This is a genomic window from Enterococcus mediterraneensis, from assembly GCF_900604485.1.
Lineage (GTDB): Bacteria > Bacillota > Bacilli > Lactobacillales > Enterococcaceae > Enterococcus_C > Enterococcus_C mediterraneensis.
The window spans coordinates 829,550-851,536 of record NZ_UWOP01000001.1; the positions used below are offsets into that span (position 1 = coordinate 829,550).

A 21,987-nucleotide genomic window follows, 5' to 3' on the forward strand; every position below is an offset into this window, starting at 1 on the left:
GGCGTGGCATTTTTTTGATTGAAGCAGTAGTTTTTGATGTTGACGATACGATTTATGACCAGCAACAACCCTTTAGAAACGCAGTGAATCGTTTATTTCCTTTGGTCTCTTCTGAGGATATGCACGATCTATATATCCGTTTTCGTGTCCATAGCGATGAGAATTTCGGCAAAGTAATTGCTGAAGAGTGGACACTGGAATACATGCGGACATTTCGCATCAGCCAATCATTAAAGGATTTGGATTACCCTCATATCACTGAAGAAGAAGCACTTTTATTCCAGCAGGTCTACGAAGAAGAACTGGATAATATCACCATGCACGAAGAAATCAAAAAAACATTAGACTTTTTGAAAAACAAAAATATTCCTATGGGGATCATCACAAACGGCCCAACAGACCACCAATACAAAAAAGTGAAACAATTACAGTTGTTGGATTGGGTGGATAAAGATAATGTACTGATTTCCCAAGCAACTGGATTCCAAAAACCGGATCCAGAGATCTTCCATTTAGCGGAAAAAGAGTTCGTTATGAATTCACAAAATACCTTATATGTCGGTGACAGTTTCGAAAATGATGTGGTAGGATCGAAAAAAGCCGGCTGGCGCTCCTTATGGTTCAACCATCGAAATCGTGCGATCCCCGCTGGCGAACAGCAGATCCAAGATATCGAGTTGACCTCTTTTGATCAGATCTTCTCAACGATCCAAATGATTTTCGATTAAACGTCTCTGATCAAGCATCTTCAAGATACATATTTTTGCACAGAAAAGATCCGAGCACTAGCTGGCTCTCAAAATCATGCCGCAAGCCGATATTACATCAGCTTACGGTATGATCCTAAGAGCAGTCTGCTGCGCTCGGATTTTTTGTATTTATCCATTAAATTTTTATGGAGAGATTTCTTACTATCGGCTGATCATTCGCCAATGCTCAAGATCATCCGAATATCTTCTTCTGTCATCTGCCGCAGTTGTGCTTCATTTCCTTGGATGACTTTTTGGAAAAGCTCTCGCTTCTCATTTTGCAAAGAGTCCATCCGTTCTTCGATCGTACCTTCTGCGATCATCCGCCAAACTTCTACGACTTTTTTCTGTCCGATCCGGTGAGCACGTGCCGCCGCTTGTTCTTCGACTGCCGGGTTCCACCACAGATCATACAAAATGACCGTATCTGCTCCTGTCAGATTCAATCCGGTCCCGCCGGCTTTCAGAGAGATCAAGAAGACATCCTTTTCGCCACGATTGAAGGCCTCCACCATTTTGATACGTTCTTTCGGCGGTGTACTGCCGCGAAGATAGAAACATTCTAAGCCCATTTGATTAAGTTCCTCTTCGATGATCGTCAGCATCCCGGTAAATTGTGAAAACAGCAAAATCCTGCGGTCATTGTCTTTGGCCGCTGTGATCAGATCTTTGACCTGCTCCAGTTTTCCGGAAGTTCCTTCGTAATCATCCAAGAAAAGTTTGGGATCACAGCAGATTTGCCGCAAGCGGGTCAGCCCGGCTAAGATACTGATCCGATTCTTCTTGAAAGTCGCTGCATCCATTTGTGTGATCTGTTCCTGCATTTGCCGCAGATAAGCCAAGTAAATGCGTTTTTGATCTTCGGTGAGCACACTGTAATAATTGGTTTCAATTTTTTCCGGAAGATCCTGTAATACCGTATTTTTATCCCTCCGCAGAATAAAGGGTTTGATCATTTTCGCGATCTCTTCGGCTTGCATCTCGCGAAACGCGAGTCTGTTAGGAAAGAATCCTGGCATGATCATTTGGAATAATGACCACAGTTCGTTCAGATTATTTTCGATCGGTGTTCCGCTTAGCGCAAAACGATGCGGCACTTTCAACGAACGCAATGCCTGCGCTGTTTTCGTGCTGCTGTTTTTAACCATCTGCGCTTCGTCCAAGATCAAATATTCCAGCTCTTTGTCTTGATAACGATCGATATCTTGACGCATACTTGCATAAGAAGTAATGAAGATATCAGCTTTCTCTTCGATCAGCATTTCTCGTTCATGACGGTTTCCCGATACGACTTGCGCTTGCAGATCCGGCGCAAAACGTTTGATTTCCTGCTGCCAGTTGTAGGTCAGACTGGCTGGCGCTACGATCAGAACTTGGATCTGACCTTGTTCTTGTTTTTCCGATAATAGATAGGTGATCGTCTGCAACGTTTTCCCAAGACCCATTTCATCAGCTAAGATCCCGCCAAAATGATAATGACTCAGCATCTTCAGCCAGCGAAATCCGATCATCTGATATTCCCGCAAAGTCGCATGCAAGTCTTTAGGCAGCGCCGACTGATAATTTTCTGGATGGGTCAAATCAGCGGCCATCTGCTGAAAGCTGACACTAAATGTCGCTTCCGTATCCGCTAGTTGATCTCGCAATAGTAATCCTTGATGACGAGGGATCTGTACCACACCATTTTTCGCATGAGCGTTCTCCCGGAATTTTTGCAGGATCAGACTGGTTTGTTGGAACTCTTCTGATTCTAATGACAATACTTGTCCATTTTCCAATGTATAGAATTGATCTTGCTGCAACAAACTTTCTAAGATCGCGTCCACTTCATGTTCCGCGATTCCAGAGATATCAAAACGAACATCCAGCCATGACCCTTCTTCGGAAACCTCGATTTGAGGCCGATGTTTGCCGGCATCCAGATATAATTCCCGCAATTTCTTACCCAGCCGTACTTCCCCCATCCGCCGCAATAGTGGGATATCTCCAGTAAAGAAGCGGTATAATTCAGCACCGGCAGGAAGCGGTTTGCTCCAACCGGTCTCTGTTTCAGCAAACTGCAGTTGCTGTAATAGGTGCCGACTGCGTTTTTCTTTTTGGATATCCCGTAAAATCTCAGGATGTCCTTCAGGAAAAACATTATGCGCAGGATCACTGGAGAAGACAACTTCTCCATAATGAAAATCTGCTTGCAGCGCGATCTGACCTTTCTTTTTCCGCAAGGTATAAACGATCGTTAACGGTGCTTCGCTGATTTTATCTGTAACTGCCGAATCGATAGCGACTTCTCCGATTTTTTTCAGCGGTGGGATCACTTGCGTAAACAATGTTGACAATTCTGCCTTTTTATAGGAGATCACCGGTTTTTCCAAACGCTTCAGCAATTGGTTCAAGGTTTCATAGATTTCCATCTGTTCTGCAGTCAGTGGATAGATCACATTATCGATGATCCCCCAATGGTAATGATTTAATACATACTGAAAATCTTTATGGATCGTCAAATCAAACAGATCTTCTTTTTTGACCACAGAAAAGGAAAGCGGATGTGTTTCTTCAGAAAAAGTCAACGACTGGATTTTTTTATCTTCTATCAATAAAGTCGTTGGTGCTGCCTGCATTTTTAAAATCAGTTCTTTGGCAAATGCTACCGGCAGCAGCAGATATTTTTTGTCCAATTTGCCTTTGACTTGGATCCCTGTTTGTCCGATCAATTGCTGTGTTTGAGCGATTTCCGCCAAAAGGTTCAATAGGTCATTAATTTCCGGTGAAAACGCCTCTGCTGAAAGCTGAAATGAGTACTGCTTGTTGATCAAGATCTTTTTTTGATCCTGAACAGCTTGCAAGAATTTATAAATATTTTTGACCACGTATGTTCGCTTCGTTTCCTGATAGCCGATCCTAGCAGCGATCCCTATCACGGAAAGCTCATGATGGTATGGATTCGTCGCCAAAACTTCTAATTGAAACTCGACAGTCAGCGGTTTGCTTTTCTTTTCTTCTGTATGCAGTCGGGAAAACCCGTTAGCAAACATTTCAGAAGCAGAAAAAGCGGCTTTCTTAGGCAAGTCACTTGTTTGGATCATTCGTGATTTTCCCTGCTGCCGCAAGTACAATTCGACGGCAATGGTATGTTTGCAATAATGATGTTCTTCCCAATAAGGACATTGACAGAAATCTTCTTCTTTAGCAGTGGCATCCAACTCGACTCGGTACAACTCGCTGCCTAAGACTTCTGCATGCCATACTTTATTTTCAGGATCCGGCGTCACCGACAGTACGCGCCCTTCCTTCAAATAATCTCGACCTCGTTCGATCACTTTTTCTGGTATACTCCACTTCACATTGATCCCTCCTTGCTGATTCGTTCGGGGGTCTGATAAAACGAATCGATTGTTGCTGGTACACTATAAACGATAAGCAATCTTGCTTTGACCGCTGCCGTTGGTTTTGACCAATACTTGTTGGGTCACTCGTTCCTTTAATTCTCGTACATGACTGATGATACCGATCAGCCGACCTTCATTTTCAATCATTGCTAAAGCCTCCATCGCCATTTCCAGCGATTCTTCATCCAGTGAACCGAATCCCTCATCAATGAATAACGCTTCGATAGCGATCCCGCCTGAACGATTTTGGATGACATCTGCCAGTGACAAAGCCAACGCCAATGCGGCGATGAAACTTTCTCCGCCAGACAATGTATGGGCGCGGCGGGAAGCTCCCGCATTGTCATCATAGATATTGATCTCTAAACCAGTATTCTTTTTATTGCCGCTGATCGTATCTGCCAGTTCAAATTGATAGCGTCCTCGTGTCAAACGAAGCAGTCGCTGATTGGCGATCTCCAAGATCTCAGCAAGATACGCCTGCAATACATAGCGTTCCAAACTGGTTTTATATTCATTATCCCCGTTAATCGTTCGAAAAAGCTGCTGCAGCTGCATTTTTTCTTCGGTCTCTGCACGATTTTTTTCATAAAGCTCTTTTAGCGTATCATACAGCTTTTCATTTTGCGCCACACGTTCTTTTTGTTCGAAGAAGTATTCTTGGCTTTCATTCACCAGTTGCTGCGCTTGTTCGTAGTTCTCAGATAAAGGCAAAAGATCTGGCGCTTGCTGGGTACCGATTTTTTCTGTCAATTCTTGCAAGCGATGTTGGATCACTGCTTGTTTTTGTTCATATTCGTTGATTTCTTCTGTTAATCCAGTGATCAGCGGCAATTCTGTCAGCCAATTCCTTAATGCGTCCATATCTGCTGAAAAGTCCGCTTCATCAAATGCTTGTTGTAGCTTTTCTTGAAGAGTTTGGTGTTCTTTTTGACAGTGAGTCACTTGTTCCAGTATCTGACTGACTTGTTCTTCTAATGCCGCCTGTTGGGTCTTCAGTGTTTCGCCAAGCTGTCCATCGGCTGACAGCATCGTTTCTGCTTGTTGAATCTCTGCTTGCAACTGAGCGATCTCTGCTTGCAGCTGGCTTTCGGCTATTTCTCCTACCTGCGCCGTTAGTGTCGTGATTTTCCCAGCAGCTTGCTGCAGTTGCGCATCCAGATTGTGACGCGCGGTTTGCAAAGCAGCCGCTTCTTCATTGATTTCCATTTGCTGTTTTTCAATTGCTGACAAACATTCTTGTGCCTCTTGAAAAGCTTTTTCCTGTGCTTGCTGGTCTGCCAATGCCGCTTTTAAATATTCTTGCAGATCCTTTTTTTGCGGATTGGCTTGATCGAGTGCAAACAATCTCCAAAAGGCTTGGTTTGCTTGTTTTTGCTGTTGTTGGATCTGTACTTGTTTTTGAAGGGTCTCTTCAAGCGTTGTCTGCAGTTGTTCTGTTTTCTGCTTCCAAATCGCTGATTGTTCCTTTTGGGCCAGCAACAACTGTTCCGCAGTTTCCAATTGTTGTTCGTTTTCTTTGATTTCCGACAACGAATATTGCTGGTGCTGGGCGATATTGGGGTGAGAAGCCGCACCGCACAATGGACAAGGTTCGCCTTCTAACAAATCTAAACTCAAGCGTGCGATCTGCATTTGGGCGTTCTTACTTTTCAATTGTGCCACTAAACGTACTTGCAGCGGGATTTCTTGTTCTATGGAACGTCCTTTAGTGTCGATTTCAGTGATCTGCTGTTGGAAATGCAGGATCTTTTCTTTAGTTTCCTGTTCTTCTGACTGATACATTTGCCACTGTTCCGCCAACTGCTGTGCTTTCAACAGCAGGACTTCCTGCTTTTGCCAGTCATCTTTTTTGGCGATAATTTTTTGTGCAGTTTGCTTTTCTAATGACACTTGTTCTTTTTTTACAGTTAATTCTGCTTCTTGACGGTCAAACTGCTCTTTTTGAGCAAGCCAGTCTTTTTGCTGACGCATCAATTTTTCTTTTTCCCTGACAAGAGGCAATCGGTAATTTTTTTCCTGCAACTCTGTATTTTTTTGCTTCAATTCTATTTGCTGTTGCTGGATCTCTGGACGTTTTTGCTGCCATCTTTCCAACTCTTGCTGATTTTCGGTTTTAGCTGCGCGGGTCTTTGTCAAGCGTTCTTCCAATTCTCCATGCTTCGTCTGATTCGCATCCAGCTGTGACAGCAGACCTTGCTGTTCTTTGCTCCACTGCAAACGAAGCAGCTGATTTTTTTTCAGCGCTATTTGATCCAGCTGAGCAGACAACTCGGCTTGTTTAGTTTCCAACTCGCTTTTTTCGTCAAACAGCTCTGCTAACGCCTGTGCTTGATAAAAGCGTTGTTCTGCTGTTTTTTGCGCATCTTGTGCTTTTAGCAATTTTGCTTGCAGTTCCGCTGATTTTTTCCGATCTATGCGCAACGCTTCTTGCCATTGAGTCAATGTTTCGGACAATGTAACAGTTTCTGTTGGTTCTTCTATCCAATGAAACCGAGACTTTAATGTATCAGCGGTGATGAGCTGCTGCTGGATGCGTTGCTGCTGATTCTTGCTTTGTTCTTTCAGCCATTCATTCAATCGTTGATAGATTTCTGTGCCAAAGAGGTTTCGCAATACTTTTTCTTTGTCGTTGCTAGAAGCCACTAAAAAGTTTCGGAATTCGCCTTGGGGCAGCATGATGATCTGTAAAAATTGTTTTGCGTCTAGATGAAGCAATTCTTTGATATACTGCTCGACTTCGGTTTTTTTCGAAAAACGGCGGATCTCTTTTAAATCTTCGCCAAAAATCGTTAACGCGACTTTTGCCGCTTGATCTTTCGTTCCTTCGCCGCGTTTTTTCATTAATGTTTGTTCGGGCCGCCGCTCGATCTCATAAAGGATTCCCTGATGTTCAAAAGAAAAAGTGACACATGTTTCTTCTTTTGGCGAAGCGAACATAGAGCGCATTTCTTTTCCTGAACGCAGATTACCGGAAGTTTCTCCGAACAAGGCATACGTCATGCCGTCGAAAATCGTTGTTTTTCCAGCGCCGGTCTTGCCGCTGACCAAAAAAAGCCCTGCTTCTTGAAAATCGCCAAAATCCAGCGTTTCATTGATAAAGGGTCCAAAATTTTTCATTGTCAGTTTTCTTGGCTGCACGTTTGCTCACTCTTTTCTCTATTGGTTACTGCCTGCAATCCCTTGGCGATCCATTCCTCTTGAGTTTCTGTCAGTTGGGCTGATGCGATCTCTTTGAAGAAATCACCGATCAGCTGTTGCGGCGAGTTGAACCGCTTTTTGAATTTTTCGATTTTTCTTTTTTCAACAACTCCTGCACTACGCTCGACACTAAGAATGCGAGGATAGATGGTCCGCAATTGATTCATCATATTAGGGATGATCATGCGATCCGTCAACACTACATGCAGGAAAGCTTCCCGGTCCATCTGCTGATAATATTCCGGATCTAACAGCTCTTGGAAAGATGCCGTGATTACCTTTAACTCATGAAGAGGAGTCAACGGAATGAATTCCCGTGTACCCGTTTCAGTATCCACTAAAAAAACACCTTTTTGCTGATTCGCTTCTGATACGGAAAATTTCAAAGGCGCACCGCTGTATTGGCTGTTTTTTTCCTGTAATGCGTCTTTATTGTGGAGATGTCCTAACGCCACATAGCTGAAATCTGTTAAAAGATCCGCCGGGACACCGTCTAATCCGCCGACTTCGATTTGGATCTCGGAATCAGTCCGACTGCTGCCGGCTACAAAAAAATGACTGATCAAGACTTGTTTTTTCATCGGATCGAAGGACTTCTTCATTTCTTCCACTACTCGCTGCATCGCGGCTTTGATCGTCTTCAGATCTTCCTCGAAATACAGACGGGCTTCAAAGGGTTCGAAATACGGCAATAAATAAAACTGTACATCTGCCATTTCGACAGGCACAAAAGCTTGCGCCAATCGTGTATGCAAATGGAATTTCGTTTGCGCAAACCAGGGACTGCCGGCTTCCAAACGTACGCCGCTGTCATGATTGCCGGAGATCGCCAAAATCGGCAGCTGATTGTTCAAATTCATTTCAACGATCGTCTGATTGAACAGTTCCACCGCATCCACAGCGGGAACGGAACGATCATAAAGATCCCCGGCGATCACCAAAGCGTCTACTTGCTTGTCTTTTGCTACTTGAAGTATCTGTTCCAAAATATACTTTTGGTCTGCAAGCAGATCATAGCCATTTAATTTTTTGCCGATATGCCAATCTGCGGTATGTAGAAAACGCACCCTCTCACTGCCTTTCAAAAAATATCTTTCTAAACATTATAACACTTTCCACGTTTCTTAAAAATGAAAAAAGAGAAAAACAACGGCTTGACGCGCGCTGTTTCTCTCTTTAGGAATTTTATTGTTTCTTATCGACAGGATAGACAAAGTCTGGATTCACTTCTTGATCCAATTGATCAAAAGCGGTTTGGATCCGACGCTCTACTTCTGCTAAGCCGTCTTTATCCATTTTTTTCAAATCACTGATATCGATCGGCTCGCCAAATCGGATGGTAACCCGTTTACGTTTCAGCAAATCACCGAAAGTCAAAGGTCCTTGATAGACAGATGGTACGATAGGAACTTTGGCCATACGGGAAATCAGTGCCATCCCGCCCTTTAGCTCCGTAGAATGTCTGGTGCCGCTTGGGAACATGATCAAACTCAAATCCGTATCTTTCAATAATTTTACCGGTGTTTTAATGGCGCTTGGTCCGGGATTGTCTCGTTTTACCGGAAACGCGTTGGCGTATTTCAAGATAAAACGCAGCACAGGATTTTTGAACAATTCTTCTTTGGCCATAAAGCTGAATTTTTTAGGACTGGCAGCAACTGCCAGATACAACGGATCCCACCAGGTACGATGAGGAGCCACTAAGATATAATTCGTATTTTGAGGTAGTACTTGTTTGTTTTGATATCGGGCATTGCCGTTCAAGATAAATAAAACGATCCGCACGACGCCCCGCATAAATCTAAAAAACATCTTCTCTTCCTTTCTGATACATTATAAGTATGCAAAAAAATTAGTTTCTTGACAAGCTTTTTTGTTGGTTTGCTGGAAATCATAAACGTAGTATAATACTTTTATAATTTTTTATGAAGCAGGTGTTTTTCATGTTGAATCCCAGCGAGCGGATCGATCAGCTTTACGCCGATGATATCCAGATCATCCAAAGTCCCGAGGTCTTTTCTTTTTCTTTAGATGCCGTCCTTTTAGCGAATTTTCCAAGAGTTCCCAAACGAGGGACCATCGTCGATCTTTGTGCCGGCAACGGCGCGGTAGGTTTATTTTTAAGCCGCAAAACTCAAGGGCATATTTATCAGATCGAATTACAAGAACGTTTAGCGGATATGGCGCAGCGCAGTATCCAATTGAATCATTTAGAAGAACGAATGACTATGTACAATCTCGATTTAAAAGATAGTTTCACTAAAATAAGACCCGATTCTGTGGATTTATTGGTTTGTAATCCGCCCTATTTCCGGGATCTGCCGACAAACAATAAAAATCCTAATCAGCATTTGGCGCTGGCTCGGCATGAGATTGCTACGACACTGGAAGAGGTGATCGCTGTCTCCAGTAAATTATTGAAAATGAATGGTCATTTTGCGTTGGTCCATCGCCCAGACCGCTTTTTGGATATTTTAGAGTTGATGAAAAAATATCGTATCGCCCCAAAACGGATCCGTTTCGTCTATCCTAAACAGGAAAAAGACGCGAATATCATATTGGTAGAAGGAATCAAAGACGGCAAAACAGATGGCTTCAAGATCAAACCGTCACTGATCGTTTACGATGAAAACGGTCAGTACACACCGGAAGTCAGAAGGATGCTCTATGGCAAGTGATCACTATTTTTACGTATTGTTATGCCACGACGGCAGTTTTTACGGCGGATACACCACCGATCCTGTACGTCGCTTGAAGGAACACAACAGCGGTACCGGTGCCAAATATACCCATCCTCAAAGCCGCCGTCCCGTCACTATGATCCACAACGAAAAATTCGCTACTCGCAGCGAAGCCACTAAGGCTGAAGCCGCCTTTAAAAAATTGAGCCGCAAACAAAAAGAAGCCTATCTGAAAAAAGCAGCGCAATAAAAAAGATTCTCCGAAGCATTTGTTTTCGGAGAATCTTTTTTAAATAAGCGAACCGATCAAAATACCTAAAAAGCCTACCGACAGCCCGCCAACGTAAGAAAGAATAAAGTAACGGTAAAAATAATCGCGTTTTGTTCGATAGAGCTTCAACAGTTCAAAGTTGAAGGTGGAAAATGTCGTATAGCCTCCCATCATTCCTGTACCTAAAAAAAGATATGCCTGCTGATCTAACTGAGCCCCAGCAAAAATCCCCAATAAAAGCGCACCTGTCAAGTTGATTAGCTGTGTCGCTAACGGATAGATCGTCCTTCGTCCCTCAAACAAGCGATTGAGACCGTGACGGCACATGGCACCAAGCGCGCCGCCGAATCCTACTAATACTGTTTCAATCACGACTCATCCCTCCAAGCTTATCCCCTAAAAAAGCCATCAATAGACCGCCGCAAATCGAACATACCAGATAGACAACCGCCAGCAACCAGTCATTTCCCCGCATTAGATTAACGCTGTCGATCGCAAAAGAAGAAAATGTCGTAAACGCGCCGAAAAAGCCCGTACCGATACCTAAAATCAAGCGGCCATTGATCTTCTGGTCCACTAGAATATGTTTTACCAACCAAGTAAATAAAAAACAGCCGATCAAATTGACCACCAATGTTCCTATAGGAAAAACGCCGAGTTTAGGAAGCCACATCCCTAAATAATACCGCACGTTGCTTCCCAAAAAAGCAAACAGCCCTACTATCACATAATCCACTTGTGCCACCTACCTTTCCTATTGCTTTTCCATCAAAAAAGCCGAACCCTAATGATTCGACTCTGTTTGTTATTTTGAAGCACGTTTGATGTAAGTTCCTTCAGCGGTATTGATTTCCAATTCTTCGCCTGCTTCGACAAAGTCAGGAACGTTGACTACTAAACCAGTTTCCATTGTTGCTGGTTTACCGGATCCGGTAACTGTTGCACCTTTGATAGATGGTTGTGTTTCAACGACTTTTAAAACGACAGAAGATGGTAATTGTACACCGATTACTTCGCTGCCGAAGAATTGGATCTTCACTTCCATGTTTTCTAAGATGTATTTCATTTCGTCAGCTACTGTTTCTACTGGGATCTCATATTGTTCATAGGTTTCCAGATCCATGAAAAACGCTGTGTCGTCCATTGTGTAAAGGTATTGTACCGCTTTGGTATCAATATGAGCTTTTTCAAATTTTTCTTCTGGACGGAATGTAGTATCATACGTTGCTCCTGAACGCACATCTTTCAATTTCATACGCATAACGGTATTTCCTTTGCCAGGTTTGTGATGGCTAGCTTCCAAAACTTTGATCAGTTTGCCATCTTGTACAAAAGTCATACCAGCTCTTAAATCACTTGCTGAAATCATTTAAATCCTTCTTTCTTGTTAATGTAAATAGTCCTTTCCCATTGTAGCAAACCGGAAAAGATAACGCTAGGGACAAAGAAAAATTCTTCATCTTCTTTTAATCCCGGTGATAATTAGGAACATATTCATCTGTCTCGATATAAATATAGACCTTCTTATCCGGCAAAGCGGCCCGGATCACTTTTTCGATCTCATTGACAATCGCATAGCCTTTTTCTTCTTGAGTATCCTCAATATCGATTTTAGCCGCGATCAAGATCTCTGTTGGTCCCAAATGAACAGTTTTGATGTCAATTAAGCGCTCAACGTCAGGGCGAACAAATGCGGCCTGGATTTTTTTCAGATCGGTACTTGTAACACTCTCGCCCACGATCAAACTGTAAAATTCCCGCGCTAAAAAGATTGCCGCAAACATCAGCAACAGTCCGATCAACAGACCACTCAACGCATCGAACATCGCATTCCCTGTCAGCATCGTCAGTCCTGTTCCCAACAACGCTAGAAATAGACCGATCACCGCACAAAAATCTTCCGTAAAAATAATCAAGATCTCGCTGTGACGGCTTTCCCGTAAAAATTTGAACAACGGCAGCTTTTCCACGTTCAATTCATGGATTTCTTTAAAAGCTACTCGCAAAGATGAACCTTCGATGATCATGCCTACTACCAATATAATAATGACCAACCATTGATTATCTACTTCATGAGCGGGATGAAGCAGTTTCTCCGCCGCTTCCATGACACCTAATGCGCCGCCTCCGAAGAAAAGCATCGTGGCAACGATCGTGCTGAAGAAATATTTGGCACGTCCTTCACCGAATTGGTGCAATTCACTTTGCCCCCGGTTGGCTCGTTTGTTTCCCACCAATAACAGTGCCTGATTGCTGCAGTCAACGACACTGTGGATACTTTCATTGAGCATCGCCGCACTGCCGCTTAGCAGATACCCGACAAATTTACTGATCGCAACTAAGATATTGGCGATCAACGCCGCGATCACCGACATCATACCTTGTGTTTGTTTTGTTTCCATCTTAGACTCCTCCAATTTTCTGCTGTTCATTATACCCGAATGATCCGCAAAAGCCTACTTTTCTAATAAATGAAAGGCAATTAAGTTGTAAAAATATGCCACTCGTTTTACTGAACGATATGTAAGGATTACCTCTTACTATCAGTATAACCGAAAAAAGAGACCACGGCTTTTGCCGCGATCTCAGATCATTTATTGCTATCTTATTTTTGATTAACAGATTCAAAAACCAGCGCATCATAAGGCTCAAACGTCATTTGCTTCGCTATTGGTTTCTGCCCGCCGTTACTGATTTTCAACTGCCATTTTTTGCTATAAATACGCTTTGGTAATTCTAAATGCCGTTTCTTTTCACTGACATTCACCAACACAAGTACTTTCTTCTCTTGATTACTGCGGACATACGCGAAAATATCTGGATCATTGACCGCGATCAAATCAAAACCGCCTTCTGTAAATATCTTCTCGTCTTTACGATAGGCGATCAGTTGTTTATAAAAGTTCAAAACAGAATCGTCATCTTGCTCTGACGCAACATTGATTTCAGCTGTATTAGGATTGACAGAAAGCCATGGTTTGCCGCTGGTAAAGCCGCCATTTTTCGTTTCATCCCACTGCATGGGTGTTCGAGAATTGTCGCGTGTCCAACGAGTGACGATCGCCAAGGCTTCTTTTTCTGACACGCCTTCTGCCAATAAGCGGTTATAGTAGCTGTGACTGTCTTTCGCATCTACTTGTTCGATAGCAGTGAAAGGAAAATTCGTCATACCCAGCTCTTGTCCTTGATAAATAAAAGGCGTGCCCTTCAAGAAGAGATACATCACAGCCAACGCTTTGGCTGATTTAGCTGTTTCATTTCCTAAAACGGTATTAAACCGAGGATTATCATGATTCTCAATATATAACGCGTTCCAGCCCTCATGCTCCAGATGCTTTTGCCAACGGGCCAGTACTTTTTTGAAGCCTAAAAGATCGATCCGCTCTTGTCCAGGTATACCTTTGCGAACATTATGCTCTAGTTCAAAGATCATATCCAGATAGCCTTCTTCTTTTGTCCAATCGACAGCCTTTTTACTGGTGACACCACTGGCCTCGCCAACGGTCATGATGGGGTATTCATCAAATAGCGCCTTCAAATCCTGCATATACGCATCGATCCCAGATACATTCATGAACGGTGCCCAAGGATTGTCTTTGATTTTCATTTTCCAATCAGCTTTCTGGATATGACTGATAGCATCTAGGCGAAATCCATCGATTCCCAGATCCAACCACCAGCGGATCATCTGATAGATCTCGTCCCGTACTTTTGGATTTTTCCAATTCAGATCCGGCTGCTGAGGAGCGAAGACATGGAAATACGCTTGATTAGTCTCTGGATCGATCGTCCAAGTCGAGCCGCCGAAAAAGCTCTGCCAATCATTTGGCAGCTTTTGTTCAGTAGCGTCTTGCCAATGATAAAAATCTCGATAGGGACTGTCCTTGGATTTTTTCGCTTCGATAAACCAAGGATGTTGATCGCTGGTATGATTGACTACCAGATCCAAGATCACACGAATTCCCACGGCATGGGCTTTTTCCAGTAATTCCTTGAAATCTTCCATCGTTCCGTATTCCGGCTGGATCGCTTGATAATCAGAGATATCATAGCCATTGTCAACATTGGGTGAAGCGTAGATCGGGTTCAGCCAGATGAAATCGATCCCTAATTCTTGCAAATAAGGCAGCTTCTCGATCACTCCCTGCAAATCGCCGATCCCATCACCGTTAGAATCTTTGAAGCTCCGTGGATAAATTTGATAACCGATCGCGTTTTTCCACCAATTTTCAGCCATTTATCTCACCACTTTCACCACAAATGACTGCCAAGGTTTCAATGTCATTTGTTTGAGATCTGTGATAGTGTCGTCATAATTTTGGATGATCACGTCAGCTACTGTCACATCTGTCAGATCTAATCGATGCGGCTTATCAGAAAAATTATTGACTACCAACCACGTTTCATTCTCCCAGTGACGGTAATAAGCAAAAACTTCCGCTTCCGTTTCCAACAGTTCAAAAGATCCCCAAATCATGATGGGATTGTCTTTTCGCAGTTGGATCAGCTTTTGATAAGTATAAAAAATCGAATCCGGATCTGCTAAAGCCGCTTCCACATTGACCTCACGATAATTGTCATTGACAGACAACCATGGTGTTCCTGTGGTGAAACCAGCATTTTTTTCTGCGTTCCATTGCATTGGCGTCCGCGCATTGTCCCGGCCTTTGCGATTGATTGCTTCAATGAGCATTTCCTTATCATGTCCAAGTTCTAACCATTCATGATACATATTGACACTTTCGATATCTTCCACTTGAGAAACATCTGTTATCGGACGATTGGTCATCCCGATCTCTTCCCCTTGATAGATATAAGGCGTTCCTTTCATCATATGAAGCAGGATCGCGAACATCTTGCCGCTTTCTACTCGATATTTTTGGTCGTTGCCCCAGCGGGAAATGATGCGGGGCAAGTCATGATTGTTCCAAAATAAGGAATTCCAACCTTCGTCAGCCAATTCAGTCTGCCATTTAGTGAAAACCTTCTTCAAGTCAGGAACTTGCATCGGTTGGAAATCCCATTTTGTTTTGCCAGGGATCTCATCTAGGCCGATGTGTTCAAATTGAAAGACCATCGATAATTCATCTCGGTCAGATCCGGAATACAATTTAGCGATTTCCGGTGTCGCTCCCCATGTTTCACCGACTGTCAGCAGATTTTTCCCGCCGAATGTCTGATGATTCATCTCTTGTAAAAATTCATGGAGCTGCGGACCATTGCCGGTGATCTCTTGTTCAGGGATCTTGCCGATCAGATCGATCACGTCCATGCGGAATCCGCCGATCCCTTTGTCGATCCAAAAATTCATCATTTGATAGACTTCTTGACGGACTTTAGGATTCTGCCAATTCAGATCCGGCTGTTTTTTACTGAAAAGGTGCAGGTAATATTGACCGCTGTCTTCATCAAATTCCCATGCGGGTCCTGAAAACGTTGAGCGCAAGCCATTAGGAGCACTGCCATTAACAGGATCTGCCCATACGTAGTAATCCCGGTAAGGATTGTCTTTTCCTTTGCGGGCTTCCACAAACCACGCGTGTTCATCAGAAGTGTGATTGACCACCAGATCCATGACGATTTCAATGTTTCTTTGTTTGGCTTGAGCGATCAATTCCTCCATTATCGCCATATCGCCAAACTCTGTCATGATCGCTTGATAATCGGAGATATCATAGCCGTTATCATCATTTGGTGATTGATAGACCGGTGATAACCAAATAGCGCCGATCCCTAGTTTTTCAAGATAGTCCAATTTAGAAATGATCCCTTGCAAATCACCGATCCCATCACCGTTGGAATCCATAAAACTGCGGGGATAGATTTGATATACTACGACCTCTTGCCACCAATTTTTCTTCATTTTCGTCCATCCTTCATTGATCGATTTCTTTTTTATTTTTCGAAGATCACAAAACCGTTCGGCTTGATCAACAATTCGCCTTCAAGTTCTTCTGTCAAATTAGACAACAGGATATTTTCTGGCAGAGCTGCCTGCTGCGGAAGATCGCCCGTATTGAAAATACCACCGATCTGTTTTTCAGCCAGTTCTCGCTCCAATTCCAGCAAACCGACTTCTTCCACTATCTTTTGCCATACCATAGTACCTTCAGAAAAAACCAAATGATTGTTCTTTCGGAAGTGAATCAATTTTTGGAAGTAACGGAACATTTCTTGATCGCCTTCCCAATCCATACATTTGCGGCAGTCAGGGTCCATCCCGCCGGTCATGGAAAATTCATCGCCGTAATAGACACAAGGGACTCCTGGTTGCATATAGGTAAACGCCAAGACTTGTTTCATTAAGTCCTTGTTGCCGTTTGCTTCAGTCAAAAGCCGCGGTGTATCATGGGAATCCAGCACATTGAACTGCGTTTCATTTGTCTGCTGCCGATACATCATCAACTGACTGTTGATTTCTGAGATCATCTTAGACATGGATATTTTATTTTTAACAAAAAATTCCATGATGGCATCAGTATAAGCGTAGTTCATCACAGCATGAAATTCATCCCCTTGAAGCCAGCTTTGGGAACTGTGCCAGATCTCGCCTAAAATATAGAAATCTTTTTTCGTTTCATCACAGACTTTGCGGAATTCCTTCCAAAACTGATGATCCACTTCGTTCGCTACATCTAATCGCCACGCATCGATATCAAATTCTTCGATCCAGTACTTGGCGATATTCAATAGATGTGCTTTGACTTCAGGATTAGCAGTATTCAATTTAGGCATGTGAGGAGTAAATGCAAACACATCATACGTGATGTCTGAAGCATGCTCGAATTCCTCTTCTTTATAGGAAACTGGGAACTCATGGATATGGAACCAATCCGCGTATCGTGAATCTGCGCCGTTTTTGATAACATCCTGCCATTGCATCGATGTATCCCCCAAATGATTGAAGACCGCATCCAGCATGACTTTGATTCCTCGTTTATGACACTCTTCTACCAGCTGTTTGAAAAGTTCTTTGTCTCCAAACGCCGGATCGATCTCTAAATAATCGATCGTGTCGTATTTGTGGTTAGAATGCGCTTTAAAAATCGGACAAAAATAGATGCCATTGATCCCCAAGTCGACCAAATGATCTAAATGATCTATCACACCTTGCAAATCCCCGCCGAAAAAGTCCTGACGATCAGGATCTTTCGAAGCCCACGGAAGTGTCCCTTCTGGATCATTGTTAGGATCTCCATTGGCAAATCGTTCGGGAAAAATCTGATACCAAACTGTTTCTTTCACCCATTCCGGCGCCTTGAAACGATCGGCTTCGTGAAAATAAGGCATTTTAAAATAATTATTGGGCATAGTCAGATACTCTTCTTCAAAAGGATAGACTCCGTGATCGCCATATAAAACTCTGATGCCATCAAATCCGATGACTTCAAAGGCATAGGACATCCGGTTATATTTTTCTTTTGTTTCAGCTACCCAGTAATCATAAAGATCCGTAGACAAATATTTTGTCATAGCAAGTGGTCTTTGATAAAATTTTTCTTCATGAAGACTATAGGAATCACCATGTAAAAGATTTACTTGTTTGATATCCCCTCTGGCTGTCCGGATACGGATATGCATCAGGTCTTTTTTATAAAGATAAGCAAACTCACTGTCTGGTCGATGATAGATTGCGGATGTAATCATATTTTCGCTCCTTAAATAACTTATTTCACAGCTCCTTCTGCCACACCTTTAATAATTTGTTTTTGCATCACAAAATAGAAAATGATTACTGGCAACACAGCGATTACAAGGCCTGCTAAAGCTAAATGCCATTGTTTTGTGTATTGTCCAAAGAAGAAAAACATTTTTAAAGGAATCGTTTGTGTCGTCGGAGAGTTGATAACTAAAGATGGTAATAGGTAGTCATTCCAAATCCACATAGTATTCAAGACAGCTACTGTCACCGTTGTTGGCTTGAGCATTGGAAAAATCACTCGCCAAAATACTTGGAAACGGGTTGCCCCATCAATAATAGCTGCTTCATCTAGTGCTTTAGGAATCGATTTTAATGCTCCATGATAAAGAAAGATCGACATGCTTGCACCAAATCCCAGATACATAAAAATAATCCCGACTTGATTCAGCATCTGTGCTTTACCAAACAATGAAACTAGAGGAATCATCACAGATTGAAACGGTACCAACATTGCGGCCACGAACAACATAAATAAAATACCGCTGAACTTAGACTTTGTTCGTTCCAAAGCATAGGCACACAATGCAGAAAAGATGATGATCACTCCTACACTTACAACTGTAATTATCAAAGAATTTAATAAAGTTTTCAAGAAATCTAACTGCAGAAATGCTTCGGGATAGTTTTCAAAAGTAAGGTTATCGGGTGTCCCTAATGGATTCGTGAATATTTCTTGTTTGCTTTTAAAAGAGTTTGTCAGCATCAAATAAAAAGGAATCAACCAAACCAAACCTAAGATTAAACCAAGAATACTTTTTCCTATTTGTTTAGCAGCTCTTTGTTTATGCATTATGCTTCAACCTCTTTTCTCTTCGTTAGATATACTTGCGTCAATGATATGATTGCAACAAATAAAAAGAAGATAACTGCTTTTGATTGTGCATATCCCATTTTGTTTTCCAGAAAGGCCGTATTGTAAATATTCATAGCGACCATCTGTGTCGAATTATACGGTCCGCCGTTTGTTAAAGATAAGTTTTGATCATATAACTTAAATGAGTTCGAAAGTGTCATAAATAGGCTGACAGTGAATCCAGGCATGATGAGCGGAAAACGGACGTTCCAGAATTTTTGCCATTCAGTTGCTCCATCAAGATCTGCTGCTTCTAATAATGATTCATCGACTCCTTGAAGATATGAAATATAAATAACCATGATGTACCCGGACATTTGCCAACACATAACGATCACCATAGCCCAAAAGCCTGTCTGTGTCGTCGAAAGCCACGTTTTAAGTCCGGCATTGCCGATTGCGTCGCCTACTGCTGAAAAGGCACTGATGAAAATAAATTGCCAAATAAAACCAAGTATAAGTCCACCTATCAAATTAGGCATAAAGAAAATCGTCCGCAATAGATTAGAGCCTTTGAATTTGCTTGTTACCAACAATGCCAAACCCAGACCGATCAAATTGATCAATATGATGGATACGGCTGAGAAACGCACTGTAAACCAAATGGCTTGCCAAAAACCACCATCAGAGAAAACTTTTCGATAATTTTCCAGTCCAACAAAGTTGCCTCTTGCTACAGCATCCCAGTCAGTAAAGGAATAATAAATTCCATAAAGAAATGGAACAATTACAACTAGCGTCAATGCAATAATGACTGGTGCCGAAAAAATATAAAACCAATGTTTCTTTTGGTATTTCATAATGATGCCCCCTTAATTAAAACACGAGAGGCAGCCGCAACTTTCTCTCGTGCAGAATAAATGTTTTACTTTCTTTCTTCAGCCCATTTATCTTGCGCTGTCTTCACTACTTCATCCCATGAAGCTTCTCCTGCAACATATTTTTGGATTTGAGCGCCTACAGTTTGTTCGCCCCATCCAGCAGGATAGCCCATGAAGACCCAACCAGTTGTTTTGTTATCTGTATAGTAAGTGTAAACATCTTTTGATAATGGATCAGAAATTTTATCGGTGTCATAACCTTTGTACGCCGGCACGAATTTGAAATCTTCTAAAATGATATCTTTTCCTTCATCAGAAGTATATAAGTAATCCAAGAAGTCCTTCGATGCTTGTATTTCTTCTTTTGACCCTTTTGGATTTACGCCCCAATACATTGGTACGCCGACAGGAATTGTTCCTTCTGTTACACCATCAATAGGGATAGGCAATAATCCGATATTTTCTTTTGCTAAATCAGGATTGATACCTTCGATTGTAGGATATACCCAGTTTCCTTGTTGAGTCATAGCTACTTTGCCATTTGAGAATAATTGTTCGATTTGTTGTGAATAGTCTAAGCTGTTTGTTGGTTGTACTGAATATTTATTACTGATATCGATGTATTTTTTGAATTGATCGCCATATTTGAATTCAACAGTTTTGGATTCATACGCTTTCATTACATCGTTATCAAATTCAGCATTCAAGAAAGCATTAGAAGCGTGCAGCCCTGTGATCCATTGCTCTTTCGCCGCTAAAGCAAAAGGTGCGTCGATCCCTAATTCTGATTTTTTCTCTTCCAATGTTTTAGCAGCAGATTCTAAATCGTCTAATGAATTGATGCTGGAAGCATCGATCCCTGCTTTTTCAAAAATTTCTTTATTATATAATACGCCGTAACCTTCGATGTTATATGGAAGTCCAAGAACTTTTCCATCTTTTGTAGCGCCAGTCAACGTACCGTCTAAGGCTTGTTTCGCAGCTTCGGTATCACTTAAATCAGTCAAACTGTCGATCCACATATTAACATCTTCTGGTCCACCGATATTGAAGATATTCGGTTCGTTCCCTGAAGAAAATTTAGATTTTAACGCAGCACCATAATCACTACCGCCGCCTACAGTCTCAATATTGATTTTAACATCTGGATTTTTTTCTTCGTATTTTTTTGCTAATTCTTCAAACTGATCTTTAAATTCAACTTTAAATTGAAAAATATCGATCTCTGTTTTGTCGCTGTCAGCGTTGGTATTTCCGCCCGCATTATCTGAGGCGTTTCCACATGCTGATAACGCAACACCCATTGCAGCTGTAAATGTCAACAATCCAAGTTTTTTCCAAGTATTTTTCTTCATTTCCGTTCCTCCTCATCTTCGTTACCACCATTATGCAACCGATTACATTGAGTGTCAACCCTATTTTTGATTTTATTCAATATATTATTATTAATTATATTAACAAAAGGAATTTATAGCTGTTTAAATAGGTTTTTAGATTGAATAAAAGTTTCATCTTTAACGCAACCGGTTTCGTTATATTTATGATAATTCAAAAATTTAAAGTTTTCAAGTTATAAGAATCACCATAAAAAAACATTTTTTAAATTTGGCTTGTTCAACAAAAAACTTCACCATCAGAGATTAGACAGCTATCTCGTCAGGGTGAAGTTTCGATTTTAATAATTTTATTTAATAGGTGCTTAACAACAGGATTTAGAACATATCTGTGTTCATCGATTATCAAAAGAATCATTGCTTTGTTCATTTTCATCAAAAATCGTTAGATCAAATCCCTAGAAAACTAAAGACTGTTACTTTGTTAAAAAGATTCCTCTTTACCAATCTGAAGCCGGAAGCTACCCGCAATATTCAGCAATAGGTGTGTAATGAAGGATATTGATCTTGCGATAAAAGTCCGCCGGCAGTTGTTGCCAAGCAAGTAAAAGTTTTTGCATTAGACGGCTTTCTGCTTTGATCAAGTACTCACTGAGAATCAGCCCGCAAGATTTGCCTGGGCGTTTTTTTACTAAGCGGTCATATTCATCAAATGCGCTTTTCTGGTTTTCTGCTACAAAAAGTTTCCGAACTTCAATATAGCTTCCTTCGATTTTTTCCGTTTCTTCAATAAAATAGATAGATTTGATTTGTTTTTCCATACTAAAACCTTCTTTCGTTGCTTTACAAAACAAGCATAAAAAAGATTTATTAACTGAAAGTTAAAAACGTATTTTTTCAAAAAAACTTCTTTGAAATTTTAAATTCTTCAGTTGCTAGCTCAAAAAGCCCATCAGCTTTTCCCAGAGAAAAAGTTGATGGGCTTTTGC

The 21,987-nt window shown here is 41.7% G+C and carries 18 protein-coding genes; 3 read left to right on the forward strand and 15 right to left on the reverse strand.

Annotated elements, in window-relative coordinates; genetic code table 11:
* Positions 1 to 14 precede the first annotated feature (14 nt).
* A complete protein-coding gene (locus EFB00_RS03950) occupies positions 15 to 728 on the forward strand; it encodes an HAD family hydrolase (RefSeq protein ID WP_122645621.1) in 714 nt (237 codons plus the stop codon).
* Between the two features lie 194 nt (positions 729 to 922).
* Here the strand turns inward: EFB00_RS03950 and EFB00_RS03955 are convergent, their stop codons facing one another.
* The 4 genes from EFB00_RS03955 to EFB00_RS03970 form a co-directional block, all read right to left on the reverse strand.
* Positions 923 to 4,090, reverse strand: coding sequence for a DEAD/DEAH box helicase (locus tag EFB00_RS03955; protein WP_122645622.1), 3,168 nt, complete (start codon positions 4,088 to 4,090; stop codon positions 923 to 925).
* A gap of 63 nt (positions 4,091 to 4,153) precedes the next feature.
* Complete coding sequence (locus tag EFB00_RS03960; RefSeq protein ID WP_164709421.1) at positions 4,154 to 7,276, reverse strand: AAA family ATPase; 3,123 nt, start codon at positions 7,274 to 7,276, stop codon at positions 4,154 to 4,156.
* A complete protein-coding gene (locus EFB00_RS03965; protein ID WP_122645624.1) occupies positions 7,258 to 8,403 on the reverse strand; it encodes an exonuclease SbcCD subunit D in 1,146 nt (381 codons plus the stop codon). The genes EFB00_RS03960 and EFB00_RS03965 overlap by 19 nt, the downstream gene beginning before the upstream one ends.
* 118 nt (positions 8,404 to 8,521) lie before the next feature.
* Positions 8,522 to 9,148: a lysophospholipid acyltransferase family protein gene (locus EFB00_RS03970; RefSeq protein WP_122645625.1), complete on the reverse strand. Its 627-nt coding sequence runs from the start codon at positions 9,146 to 9,148 to the stop codon at positions 8,522 to 8,524.
* Between the two features lie 131 nt (positions 9,149 to 9,279).
* Between EFB00_RS03970 and EFB00_RS03975 the strand changes: the two genes are divergently transcribed.
* Positions 9,280 to 10,014 (forward strand): tRNA1(Val) (adenine(37)-N6)-methyltransferase, encoded by a 735-nt coding sequence (locus EFB00_RS03975; RefSeq protein ID WP_122645626.1) that lies wholly within the window; start codon positions 9,280 to 9,282, stop codon positions 10,012 to 10,014.
* A complete protein-coding gene (locus EFB00_RS03980; protein ID WP_122645627.1) occupies positions 10,004 to 10,267 on the forward strand; it encodes a GIY-YIG nuclease family protein in 264 nt (87 codons plus the stop codon). The genes EFB00_RS03975 and EFB00_RS03980 overlap by 11 nt, the downstream gene beginning before the upstream one ends.
* A 39-nt stretch (positions 10,268 to 10,306) precedes the next feature.
* On the opposite strand, the gene EFB00_RS03985 is transcribed toward EFB00_RS03980, so the two are convergent.
* The 11 genes from EFB00_RS03985 to EFB00_RS04035 all read right to left on the reverse strand — a co-directional run bounded on the left by EFB00_RS03985 (position 10,307) and on the right by EFB00_RS04035 (position 21,819).
* On the reverse strand, positions 10,307 to 10,660 hold the full coding sequence (locus EFB00_RS03985; protein WP_206423459.1) for a fluoride efflux transporter FluC: 354 nt from the start codon (positions 10,658 to 10,660) through the stop codon (positions 10,307 to 10,309).
* On the reverse strand, positions 10,653 to 11,024 hold the full coding sequence (crcB, locus tag EFB00_RS03990; RefSeq protein ID WP_122645628.1) for a fluoride efflux transporter CrcB: 372 nt from the start codon (positions 11,022 to 11,024) through the stop codon (positions 10,653 to 10,655). Before crcB ends, EFB00_RS03985 begins: the two co-directional genes overlap by 8 nt.
* Positions 11,025 to 11,093: 69 nt before the next feature.
* Positions 11,094 to 11,657 (reverse strand): elongation factor P, encoded by a 564-nt coding sequence (gene efp / locus EFB00_RS03995; RefSeq protein ID WP_122645629.1) that lies wholly within the window; start codon positions 11,655 to 11,657, stop codon positions 11,094 to 11,096.
* Positions 11,658 to 11,754: 97 nt separating this feature from the next.
* Positions 11,755 to 12,690 (reverse strand): cation diffusion facilitator family transporter, encoded by a 936-nt coding sequence (locus EFB00_RS04000; RefSeq protein ID WP_122645630.1) that lies wholly within the window; start codon positions 12,688 to 12,690, stop codon positions 11,755 to 11,757.
* A gap of 203 nt (positions 12,691 to 12,893) precedes the next feature.
* Positions 12,894 to 14,525, reverse strand: a complete 1,632-nt coding sequence (locus EFB00_RS04005; RefSeq protein WP_122645631.1) for a glycoside hydrolase family 13 protein — start codon at positions 14,523 to 14,525, stop codon at positions 12,894 to 12,896.
* Positions 14,526 to 16,151 (reverse strand): glycoside hydrolase family 13 protein, encoded by a 1,626-nt coding sequence (locus EFB00_RS04010; RefSeq protein ID WP_122645632.1) that lies wholly within the window; start codon positions 16,149 to 16,151, stop codon positions 14,526 to 14,528.
* A gap of 32 nt (positions 16,152 to 16,183) precedes the next feature.
* On the reverse strand, positions 16,184 to 17,935 hold the full coding sequence (locus EFB00_RS04015) for a glycoside hydrolase family 13 protein (protein WP_122645633.1): 1,752 nt from the start codon (positions 17,933 to 17,935) through the stop codon (positions 16,184 to 16,186).
* A 20-nt stretch (positions 17,936 to 17,955) separates the two neighbouring features.
* Positions 17,956 to 18,780, reverse strand: coding sequence for a carbohydrate ABC transporter permease (locus EFB00_RS04020; RefSeq protein WP_122645634.1), 825 nt, complete (start codon positions 18,778 to 18,780; stop codon positions 17,956 to 17,958).
* Entirely contained in the window at positions 18,780 to 19,643 is an 864-nt protein-coding gene (locus EFB00_RS04025) for a carbohydrate ABC transporter permease (RefSeq protein ID WP_122645635.1), read from the reverse strand. The genes EFB00_RS04020 and EFB00_RS04025 overlap by 1 nt, the downstream gene beginning before the upstream one ends.
* Positions 19,644 to 19,708: 65 nt before the next feature.
* Positions 19,709 to 21,019, reverse strand: a complete 1,311-nt coding sequence (locus EFB00_RS04030) for an ABC transporter substrate-binding protein (protein WP_122645636.1) — start codon at positions 21,017 to 21,019, stop codon at positions 19,709 to 19,711.
* A 500-nt stretch (positions 21,020 to 21,519) separates the two neighbouring features.
* The gene (locus tag EFB00_RS04035; RefSeq protein WP_122645637.1) at positions 21,520 to 21,819 is read right to left on the reverse strand and encodes a hypothetical protein; all 300 of its coding nucleotides are present in this window, start codon (positions 21,817 to 21,819) and stop codon (positions 21,520 to 21,522) included.
* Positions 21,820 to 21,987 lie beyond the last annotated feature (168 nt).

Bases quoted from the DNA above. Each gene is read 5' to 3' on its own strand.
- efp (WP_122645629.1), bottom strand. From the start codon at position 11,657: ATGATTTCAGCAAGTGATTTAAGAGCTGGTATGACTTTTGTACAAGAT.
- EFB00_RS03970 (WP_122645625.1), bottom strand. From the start codon at position 9,148: ATGTTTTTTAGATTTATGCGGGGCGTCGTGCGGATCGTTTTATTTATC.
- EFB00_RS03975 (WP_122645626.1), top strand. From the start codon at position 9,280: ATGTTGAATCCCAGCGAGCGGATCGATCAGCTTTACGCCGATGATATC.
- EFB00_RS04000 (WP_122645630.1), bottom strand. From the start codon at position 12,690: ATGGAAACAAAACAAACACAAGGTATGATGTCGGTGATCGCGGCGTTG.
- EFB00_RS04010 (WP_122645632.1), bottom strand. From the start codon at position 16,151: ATGAAGAAAAATTGGTGGCAAGAGGTCGTAGTATATCAAATCTATCCC.
- EFB00_RS04015 (WP_122645633.1), bottom strand. From the start codon at position 17,935: ATGATTACATCCGCAATCTATCATCGACCAGACAGTGAGTTTGCTTAT.
- EFB00_RS04005 (WP_122645631.1), bottom strand. From the start codon at position 14,525: ATGGCTGAAAATTGGTGGAAAAACGCGATCGGTTATCAAATTTATCCA.
- EFB00_RS04025 (WP_122645635.1), bottom strand. From the start codon at position 19,643: ATGAAATACCAAAAGAAACATTGGTTTTATATTTTTTCGGCACCAGTC.
- EFB00_RS04035 (WP_122645637.1), bottom strand. From the start codon at position 21,819: ATGGAAAAACAAATCAAATCTATCTATTTTATTGAAGAAACGGAAAAA.
- EFB00_RS04030 (WP_122645636.1), bottom strand. From the start codon at position 21,019: ATGAAGAAAAATACTTGGAAAAAACTTGGATTGTTGACATTTACAGCT.
- EFB00_RS04020 (WP_122645634.1), bottom strand. From the start codon at position 18,780: ATGCATAAACAAAGAGCTGCTAAACAAATAGGAAAAAGTATTCTTGGT.
- EFB00_RS03980 (WP_122645627.1), top strand. From the start codon at position 10,004: ATGGCAAGTGATCACTATTTTTACGTATTGTTATGCCACGACGGCAGT.